Annotated in this window: 10 protein-coding genes and 1 pseudogene; 4 read left to right on the forward strand and 7 right to left on the reverse strand. The window is 71.1% G+C overall.

What is annotated here, in order from left to right:
• Together G3I40_RS02390 and sigE are read right to left on the reverse strand one after the other, a co-directional pair.
• A partial coding sequence (locus G3I40_RS02390) for a zf-HC2 domain-containing protein (protein ID WP_343244799.1) occupies positions 1 to 563 on the reverse strand: 563 nt, incomplete at its 3' end.
• On the reverse strand, positions 560 to 1339 hold the full coding sequence (gene sigE / locus G3I40_RS02395; protein WP_203643261.1) for an RNA polymerase sigma factor SigE: 780 nt from the start codon (positions 1337 to 1339) through the stop codon (positions 560 to 562). The genes sigE and G3I40_RS02390, both read right to left, overlap by 4 nt.
• A 157-nt stretch (positions 1340 to 1496) precedes the next feature.
• Between sigE and G3I40_RS02400 the strand changes: the two genes are divergently transcribed.
• On the forward strand, positions 1497 to 2195 hold the full coding sequence (locus tag G3I40_RS02400; RefSeq protein ID WP_164300482.1) for an O-methyltransferase: 699 nt from the start codon (positions 1497 to 1499) through the stop codon (positions 2193 to 2195).
• A gap of 124 nt (positions 2196 to 2319) precedes the next feature.
• Here G3I40_RS02400 and G3I40_RS02405 read toward each other — a convergent pair whose 3' ends face one another.
• Positions 2320 to 2487, reverse strand: a complete 168-nt coding sequence (locus G3I40_RS02405; RefSeq protein ID WP_003966491.1) for a DUF3117 domain-containing protein — start codon at positions 2485 to 2487, stop codon at positions 2320 to 2322.
• A 319-nt stretch (positions 2488 to 2806) separates the two neighbouring features.
• Here G3I40_RS02405 and G3I40_RS02410 point away from each other — a divergent pair, with 319 nt between their 5' ends.
• On the forward strand, positions 2807 to 3610 hold the full coding sequence (locus G3I40_RS02410; protein WP_164300476.1) for an enoyl-CoA hydratase-related protein: 804 nt from the start codon (positions 2807 to 2809) through the stop codon (positions 3608 to 3610).
• On the opposite strand, the gene G3I40_RS02415 is transcribed toward G3I40_RS02410, so the two are convergent.
• Both G3I40_RS02415 and G3I40_RS02420 read right to left on the reverse strand, forming a co-directional pair.
• Positions 3607 to 4203: a DNA-3-methyladenine glycosylase I gene (locus tag G3I40_RS02415; protein ID WP_164300477.1), complete on the reverse strand. Its 597-nt coding sequence runs from the start codon at positions 4201 to 4203 to the stop codon at positions 3607 to 3609. The two genes, G3I40_RS02410 and G3I40_RS02415, sit on opposite strands and share 4 nt — an antisense overlap.
• A complete protein-coding gene (locus tag G3I40_RS02420) occupies positions 4200 to 4595 on the reverse strand; it encodes a DivIVA domain-containing protein (protein ID WP_164300478.1) in 396 nt (131 codons plus the stop codon). Before G3I40_RS02420 ends, G3I40_RS02415 begins: the two co-directional genes overlap by 4 nt.
• A 134-nt stretch (positions 4596 to 4729) precedes the next feature.
• Between G3I40_RS02420 and folP the strand changes: the two genes are divergently transcribed.
• Entirely contained in the window at positions 4730 to 5590 is an 861-nt protein-coding gene (folP, locus tag G3I40_RS02425) for a dihydropteroate synthase (RefSeq protein ID WP_164300479.1), read from the forward strand.
• Between the two features lie 20 nt (positions 5591 to 5610).
• Here the strand turns inward: folP and G3I40_RS02430 are convergent, their stop codons facing one another.
• Both G3I40_RS02430 and dapE read right to left on the reverse strand, forming a co-directional pair.
• The gene (locus G3I40_RS02430) at positions 5611 to 6357 is read right to left on the reverse strand and encodes a TIGR00730 family Rossman fold protein (protein WP_164300480.1); all 747 of its coding nucleotides are present in this window, start codon (positions 6355 to 6357) and stop codon (positions 5611 to 5613) included.
• An 86-nt stretch (positions 6358 to 6443) separates the two neighbouring features.
• On the reverse strand, positions 6444 to 7526 hold the full coding sequence (dapE, locus tag G3I40_RS02435) for a succinyl-diaminopimelate desuccinylase (RefSeq protein ID WP_164300481.1): 1083 nt from the start codon (positions 7524 to 7526) through the stop codon (positions 6444 to 6446).
• A gap of 70 nt (positions 7527 to 7596) precedes the next feature.
• Between dapE and G3I40_RS02440 the strand changes: the two are divergent.
• Positions 7597 to 8190, forward strand: a pseudogene (locus G3I40_RS02440) (heavy metal transporter); the annotation flags it as partial.

The following is an 8190-nucleotide window of genomic DNA, read 5'->3' on the forward strand; positions in this document are numbered from 1 at the left end:
ACCCCGGCCGTCACGCCGCCGAGGGCGATCGCGGCGAGCGAGACCGCACCGGCCGCGGCGAACGCGAAACGGCGCCCGCGCGAGGCCCGGTCGCTCTCGTGCCGGTCGGCCCGGCCCACTTCGTGGATGCGGAAGCCGCGCTGCTCGCTGGGGAGCAGCCCGGCGTGCGCACCGGACGGCGCGTACGCGAAGGGCTCGGCGGCCACGTCGAAGACGCCTCGCCCGAATCCCGTTCCACTGCCGAAGGCTCGGCCCGTGCCGAAGCCTCCCTCTCCGAACGACGGGGTGCCCCCGTCGCTGTCGCCTCCGGCCGGCAGCCCCTGGAGGCGGGCGAGGAAGCTCTCGGAAGGAGGCGGCGGGGCCGCCTCGGCGAAGACACTCTTGAGGCGGCGCTGGGCGTCGGCCTCGGCCTTGCACTTGGCGCAGGTCGCGAGGTGCGACAGGACACGCTCGCGGGCGTCATGGTCTAGTTCGCCGTCGACCAGGGCGGCCAGCCGGTCCCCCAAGTGGTGGTCGGCCGCGGTCTGTTGGCGCTCGGCAGGATTGAGACGTGCTCCACTCACGCGGTCGCGCCCCCTCCTCCAAGGACGGGGATCCCCCCCGTGGTCGCGAGCGTACGACGCTCGGCGCGGGCCTCGGGCGAGCGGTGCTGCAGCGCCTTGCGCAGCTGCGAGCGGCCGCGGTGGATACGGCTGCGGACCGTGCCCAGCTTCACGCCCAGGGTCGCGGCGATCTCCTCGTACGAGAGACCCTCGATGTCGCACAGGACGACGGCGGCACGGAACTCGGGCGCGAGGGTGTCCAGCGCCTGCTGGACGTCGGCGTCGAAGTGCGCATCGTTGAAGACCTGCTGCGGTGAGGGGTCGCGGCTGGGCAGGCGCTCGGCCGCGTCGTCCCCGAGGGAGTCGAAGCGGATGCGCTGCTTGCGCCGGACCATGTCCAGGAACAGGTTGGTCGTGATGCGGTGCAGCCAGCCCTCGAAGGTGCCCGGCGTGTACGTCGACAGCGAGCGGAAGACACGGACGAAGACCTCCTGCGTGAGGTCCTCGGCGTCGTGCTGGTTTCCCGTCAGGCGGTAGGCGAGGCGGTAGACCCGGCCACTGTGGGTGCTGACGATCTCCTCCCAGGTGGGCGGAGTCCACGCCTGCGATTCCGCGTCAGCGGCAAAGGTCGCGGTCTGCTGCGCGGAGTCAACGGTGCGGAATCGGTCAGCGGTGTTGGTCACAGATTTCGGCTCACCCGCCGACCTGAGAAAGCGCCGCAGCACTCCTCCCCGATCCACAGGCGCAGCCGCACCTCCCCTGTCGGCTCTGGTGGTGTCCAGTGGAGCCCCTACCATAGCCACCTCGCCCGTTAGCTCCGGATAAGCGTTTTTACTCAGATTTGCCGGTCGGCTCTCAGGCCCTGCTCCGGCCACCCGTTTCGTCGCTGTCGGCATCCCGCTGTCCCCCGCTTCAGCCTGCTCTTTCCCCCTGGCTCTCTAAACGCCCGGTCCCATCTGCGAGTTCCCGGCACCAACGGATAAAGTCACGCGCAGGCAACCGCGGGGACAGGAGAAGGCCATTACCGGCAACCGGCAGACGAGCTGGGCGTTCGCCGACGCCTTTGTCGCCGAGGACGACGCTGTGCGCTGGGCCCGGGACCGGGCCCGGGACGCGGGGCTGCGCTCGGTGTCCCCCGGCGCGGGCGCCGCGCTGCGGCTGCTCGCTGCCACGGTGGGGGCGAAGGCCGTCGCCGAGATCGGGACGGGCACCGGCGTGTCCGGGATCCACCTGCTGCACGGGATGCGGCCCGACGGCGTCCTGACGACGGTCGATCCCGAGCCGGAGCGGCAGCAGTTCGCGCGACAGGCGTTCCGCGCGGCGGGCTTCGCCAGCAACCGGGCCAGGTTCATCCCCGGGCGCGCCCTCGACGTGCTGCCGCGGCTCGCGGACAGCGGCTACGACCTGGTCTTCTGCGACGGGGACCGGATGGAGTCGCTGGACTGTCTCGCCGAGTCGCTGCGCCTTCTGCGGCCCGGCGGGCTGGTGTGTTTCGAGGGCGTCTTCGCCGACGGGCGCACCGTGGACTCGGGGCCGCAGCCGGTGGAGGTGGTGCGGTTGCGGGAGCTCCTGCGCGCGGTGCGGGAGAGCCCCGAACTGATTCCGTCGCTGCTGCCCGTCGGGGACGGACTGCTCTGCGCCGTGAAGCGCTAGCCGCCGCGCGCGCCTGCGCGAACCGTGACATCCCGGGCCCCGAGCGGGCCCGAACCCTAGGACGTACGACTGCCCCGGCACAAATGTGTGCCGGGGCAGTCGAAAAGGTATGGTCGCTTCCGCGTCAGCCGACGACCTTCTTCAGGGCGTCGCCGAGGGCATCGGCCTCGTCCGGCGTCAGCTCTACTACGAGCCGACCGCCGCCTTCGAGCGGAACGCGCATGACGATGCCCCGCCCCTCCTTTGTCACCTCGAGCGGGCCGTCACCCGTCCGCGGCTTCATGGCCGCCATGCTCGTTCCCCTTCCTGAAACCAGCTCATCGTCAGCCGACGGCCCTCTGGACGGGCACACGTCACCGGCATCGAACACATTGCTTCCAGGCCATTATCCCGCATCGCGGGACCCGATGACCAACATCAGTCGGCATCGCTTGCGCAACGCGCTTGAGCAAAACCACTCAATTCGGCGATGTGACTGCGATACTGCGCCGCCCGCACGCTCCTGGCGCCCCGAATTTGTTTGACGCAGGTCACATACCGAGGGTGCTCCACCGGCCGTGATCTCCGTCATGCTGAGCACGAGGACTAAGCAATCGCATAGGAGGAGCGTCATGGCCGACACCGTGCTCTACGAGGTGAGCGACGGACTCGCGACGATCACGCTGAACCGCCCCGAGGCGATGAACGCGATGAACACCGAGGCCAAGGTCGCCCTTCGCGACGCGGTGCAGGCCGCCGCCGCCGACGATGCGGTGCGGGCCGTGCTGCTGACCGCGGCCGGGGACCGGGCGTTCTGCGTCGGCCAGGACCTGAAGGAACACGTGGATTCCCTGGTGGCGGACCGCAAGGCGGGCGCGGGGCAGACCATGAGCACCGTGCGGGAGCACTACAACCCGATCGTGCGGGCGCTGACCGGGATGAAGAAGCCCGTGGTGGCCGCGGTGAACGGCGTGGCGGCCGGTGCGGGCTTCGGGTTCGCGCTGTGCGCGGACTACCGGATCGTGGCGGACACGGCGTCGTTCAACACCTCGTTCGCCGGTGTCGCGCTGACCGCGGACTCCGGTGTGTCGTGGACGCTGCCGCGGCTCGTCGGCCCGGGCCGCGCCACCGACCTGCTGCTGTTCCCGCGCACCATCTCGGCGCAGGAGGCGTACGAGATCGGCGCGGTGAACAAGATCGTGCCCGCCGCGGAACTGGCGGACACGGCACGCAAGTTGGCCCTCATGCTCGCCACGGGCCCGACCGTCGCCTACGCCGCGCTCAAGGAGTCGGTCGCCTTCGCCGCGGACCACTCGCTGGACGAGTCCCTCGAGAAGGAGGACGAGCAGCAGACGCGGGCCGGTGCCTCCGAGGACCACCTCATCGCCGTCCAGGCCTTCATCGCCAAGGAGAAGCCGAAGTACGTGGGCCGCTAACCGGCCTCGGTGCGGGCTGTGCAGTCGGCCAGGTGGTCGTTGACCAGCCCGCACGCCTGCATCAGCGCGTACGCCGTCGTCGGGCCGACGAAGCGCAGACCGCGCTTCTTGAGGTCCTTGGACAGGGCCTTCGACTCGTCGGTGATCGCCGGTACGTCGCTCAGCGTCCTCGGCGCCGGGCGGCGGGCCGCCTCGGGTGCGTAGGACCAGATCAGTTCGTCGAGGGCGCCGGGTGACCAGTCCGCGAGCACGCGCGCGTTGGCCAGGGTCGCGTCGACCTTGGCGCGGTTGCGGATGATGCCGGGGTCGGCGAGGAGGCGCGTGCGGTCGGCGTCCGTGAACGTCGCCACCTCGGAGATCTTGAACCCGGAGAAGGCGGCGCGGAAGGTCTCGCGGCGGCGCAGGATCGTGATCCAGGACAGGCCGGACTGGAACGCTTCCAGGGACAGCCGCTCGAACAGCGCGTCGTCCCCGTGGACCGGGCGGCCCCACTCCTCGTCGTGGTACGCGACGTAGTCCTCGGTCGACAGGCCCCACGGGCAGCGCAGCCTGCCGTCGGGTCCGGGCACGGCGCCACCGGTCGGCTCGCTCACTGCCGGCCCTCCCCCATCGGTCCCTGGTGTCCGCCGGGTGGTGCGAAGCGGCCCGTGTCCGGCCCCCGGTCGGCCGGCCGCCGGGTCCGCTCGTGGGCCGTGGCGAGGGCGGACTCCAGCTCGGTGATGCGCGCGTCGCGCTCGGCCAGTTCCGCCCCGAGCCGGTTCAGCGCGTCGTCGACCTCTGCCATGCGGTAGCCGCGCACGGCCGTCGGCAGGCGCAGCTCGTCCACGTCGGCCGGGCCGAGCGGGCGGTCCTGGGGCAGCGGGTCCGCGTAGAACTGGGGCGGCTCGTCACAGAGCGCGCCGCCGTCGCCGCCGCCGAGGACCGCGAGCGTCACCGCCGCGACCACCACGACGAGCGCGACGACCAGAAACAAGAACATGACCATGCTGCCGTCCCCTGGACTCGACCGGGCCCGTGCGTACGCGGCCCGAAACCGTCAGGCTCCGATCGTGCCATGCCGCACTGACAGTTAAGGTCGCAGGCGACCGTTGAAGTGGGATCCGGAGGAGAGTCACAGGGATGCTCAGGCTGGGCCGGCGCGAGTTCGACGCGCACGAGCCGGTGATCATGGCGATCGTGAACCGGACCCCGGACTCCTTCTACGACCAGGGCGCCACGTTCCAGGACGAACCCGCGCTCGCGCGCGTCGAGCAGGCCGTGGCCGAGGGCGCCGCGATCGTCGACATCGGCGGCGTGAAGGCGGGACCCGGCGAGGAGGTCGACGCCGAGGAGGAGGCGCGGCGCACCGTCGGCTTCGTCGCGGAGGTGCGGCGGCGCTTCCCGGACGTGATCATCAGCGTCGACACCTGGCGGCACGAGGTCGGCGAGGCCGTGTGCGAGGCGGGTGCGGACGTGCTCAACGACGCGTGGGGCGGCGTCGACCCGAAGCTCGCCGAGGTGGCGGCGCGGTACGGGGCGGGCCTCGTGTGCACGCACGCGGGCGGCGCCGAGCCCCGTACGAGGCCGCATCGGGTCACGTACGACGACGTGATGGCGGACATCCTGGACGTGACCGTCGGATACGCGGAGCGGGCCGTCTCGCTCGGGGTGCCGCGCGAGTCCGTGCTGATCGATCCGGGGCACGACTTCGGGAAGAACACGCGGCATTCCTTGGAGGCGACGCGGCGGCTTCCGGAGATGGTGGCGACCGGGTGGCCGGTCCTCGTCTCGCTGTCCAACAAGGACTTCGTGGGCGAGACGCTCGACAAGCCGGTCAAGGAGCGGGTGATCGGGACGCTGGCGACCACGGCGGTCTCCGCCTGGCTCGGGGCTCAGGTCTACCGGGTGCACGAGGTCGCCGAGACCCGGCAGGTCCTCGACATGGTGGCGTCCATCGCGGGGCACCGGCCCCCGGCGGTGGCCCGCCGGGGACTCGCGTAACCCCTTGCGGCAAGCGCTGCTTACCGGGTCTCCTTGGTGACCAGGGCGATCGCCTCGTCCACGTCGTCCGTGACGTGGAACAGCAACAGGTCCTTCTCGCTGGCCTTGCCCTGGGCGATCACGGTGTCCCTGAGCCAGTCGATCAGGCCGCTCCAGTACCGCGTACCGAAGAGGACGATCGGGAAGCGGGTCACCTTCGTGGTCTGCACGAGAGTGAGCGCTTCGAAGAGCTCGTCCAGGGTGCCGAGGCCGCCGGGGAGCACCACGAACCCCTGCGCGTACTTCACGAACATCGTCTTCCGTACGAAGAAGTAGCGGAAGTTCAGGCCCAGGTCGACGTACTGGTTGAGGCCCTGCTCGAAGGGCAGCTCGATGCCGAGGCCGACCGAGATGCCCTTGGCCTCCACGGCGCCCTGGTTCGCGGCCTGCATGGCGCCCGGGCCGCCGCCGGTGATGACCGCGAAGCCGGCCTCCACGAGCGCCTTGCCGATGGCGACGCCCGCCGCGTACTCCGGTGAGTCCTCCGGGGTGCGGGCGGAGCCGAACACGCTGATCGCGGGCGGTAGTTCGGCGAGTGTGCCGAAGCCCTCGATGAACTCCGACTGGATGCGCAGGACCCGCCAGGGGTCGGTGTGCACCCACTCGGAGGGGCCGTCGGTGTCGAGCAGACGCTGGTCGGTCGTCCCGGGCTGCACCTGGTCCCGGCGACGGATCACCGGGCCGGTCCGCTGCTCCTTGGGATGCCGCTTGCCCTCCGGGTTGCTCATGTCCGCTCCCTCCATGCGCAGGTATCGCGCGCTTACGTAGAGCAAGGGTAGGTCTACGCGGGTTACATACGAGGGACCTCGGAGTATCAGGAAGCGGTGAGCCAGGAGGCGAGGCGCTTCTCGGCCTCCAGGATGAGCGCCGTGTCGACGCGCTCGTCGATCTTGTGCGCGTAGATCGGGTTGCCCGGTCCGTAGTTCACCGCGGGGACGCCGAGCGCGCTGAAGCGGGAGACGTCCGTCCAGCCGAACTTGGGGCGCGCCTCGCCGCCCACGGCGGCCAGGAAGGCGGCGGCAGCGGGATGCGTGAGGCCGGGGCGGGCGCCGCCCGTGTGGTCGTCCACGACGAACTCGTCCACGGGGCAGTCGGCGAAGAAGTCGCGGACGAACTGCTCTGCCTCCTCCATCGAACGGTCCGGCGCGTAACGGAAGTTGACCGTGACGGCGCACGCGTCGGGGATGACGTTCGTGGCGACGAAGCCCTCGACGCGTACCGCGTTGAGGCCCTCGTGGAACTCCAGGCCGTCGACGACGGGCTTGCGCGGCTCGTAGGCGGCCAGCTTCTCCAGGATCGGGGATGCCGCGTGGATGGCGTTCTTTCCCATCCACGCGCGCGCGGAGTGGGCGCGTTCGCCCTTCACCTTCAAGATGACGCGCAGCGTGCCCTGGCAGCCGCCCTCGACCAGGCTCTCGGTCCCCTCCAGCAGGATCGCGAAGTCGCCCGCCAGCCAGTCGGGGTGGGCGTCGGCCACATGGCCGAGGCCGTTCAGGTGGGCGGCGACCTCTTCGTTGTCGTAGAAGACGAAGGTCAGGTCGCGGTTGGGCTCGGTGACCGTCTGCGCGATGCGCAGCTGGACGGCGACGCCCGACTTCATGTCGCTCGTGCCGCAGCCCCACAGGGTGCCGTCGGGGTCGAGCCGCGAGGGCACGTTGTCCGCGATCGGGACCGTGTCGATGTGGCCCGCGAGGATGATCCGCTCCGCCCGCCCGAGGTTCGTGCGTGCCACCACGTTGTTGCCGTACCGGTCGACCGTCAGGTGCGGCAGGGCGCGCAGGGCCTCCTCCACGGCGTCGGCCAGCTCTTTCTCGCTGCCGCTGGGCGAGGGGAAGTCGACCAGCTGGGCGGTGAGGAGGGCGGCGTCCTGGGTGAGGTCGAGTGAGGTGCGGTCCATGCGGTCGAGCCTATCCCCGATGCCCGGCGGCCCTGTCACCCCTCATGGCCGCCTCCAGTACCTTGGTCGCGTGTCCGGTCCCCCTGCTCCCGTGCGACGCCGCCGCCTCCTGCGTATCGGTGCGGCCGCGGTCGTGCTGCTCGCCGTGGCCACCTATGTGGCCGTGCAGTACGCGACCGGGGGCCGGTCCGCGGCGAGATGCGTGGTCGTGTCCGCCAACGGCGACGGGGCGAGTTACCGGTTCACGGCCGAGCAGGCGGTGAACGCGGCGACGATCTCCGCCGTCGGCACCTCCCGCGGCATGCCCGAGCGCGCCGTCACCATCGCCCTCGCGACGGCGCTGCAGGAGTCGGGGCTGCGCAACATCCGCCACGGGGACCGCGATTCGCTCGGCCTGTTCCAGCAGCGCCCTTCGGAGGGCTGGGGCACCGAGAAGCAGATCATGGACCCGGCGTACGCGGCCGAGCGGTTCTACGCGCACCTGGAGAAGATCCCCGGCTACTCGCGCCTGCCGCTGACCGTGGCCGCGCAGCGCGTGCAGCGCAGCGGCTACCCGCAGGCGTACGCGAAGCACGAGCCGGACGCCACGCTGCTGTCCGCCTCGCTGACCGGGCGCTCGGCGGCGTCGCTGACCTGCGAGGGCCGGCCGAGCGGCGCGGACGGC

This window comes from Streptomyces sp. SID14478 (assembly GCF_010548525.1).
GTDB lineage: Bacteria > Actinomycetota > Actinomycetes > Streptomycetales > Streptomycetaceae > Streptomyces.

Excerpts from the sequence above, each read along its gene's own strand:
- G3I40_RS02410 (WP_164300476.1), top strand. The coding sequence starts at position 2,807 with ATGGCCGACACCGTGCTCTACGAGGTGAGCGACGGACTCGCGACGATC.
- sigE (WP_203643261.1), bottom strand. The coding sequence starts at position 1,339 with ATGGTAGGGGCTCCACTGGACACCACCAGAGCCGACAGGGGAGGTGCG.
- G3I40_RS02430 (WP_164300480.1), bottom strand. The coding sequence starts at position 6,357 with ATGAGCAACCCGGAGGGCAAGCGGCATCCCAAGGAGCAGCGGACCGGC.
- dapE (WP_164300481.1), bottom strand. The coding sequence starts at position 7,526 with ATGGACCGCACCTCACTCGACCTCACCCAGGACGCCGCCCTCCTCACC.
- G3I40_RS02420 (WP_164300478.1), bottom strand. The coding sequence starts at position 4,595 with ATGGTCATGTTCTTGTTTCTGGTCGTCGCGCTCGTCGTGGTGGTCGCG.
- G3I40_RS02405 (WP_003966491.1), bottom strand. The coding sequence starts at position 2,487 with ATGGCGGCCATGAAGCCGCGGACGGGTGACGGCCCGCTCGAGGTGACA.
- folP (WP_164300479.1), top strand. The coding sequence starts at position 4,730 with ATGCTCAGGCTGGGCCGGCGCGAGTTCGACGCGCACGAGCCGGTGATC.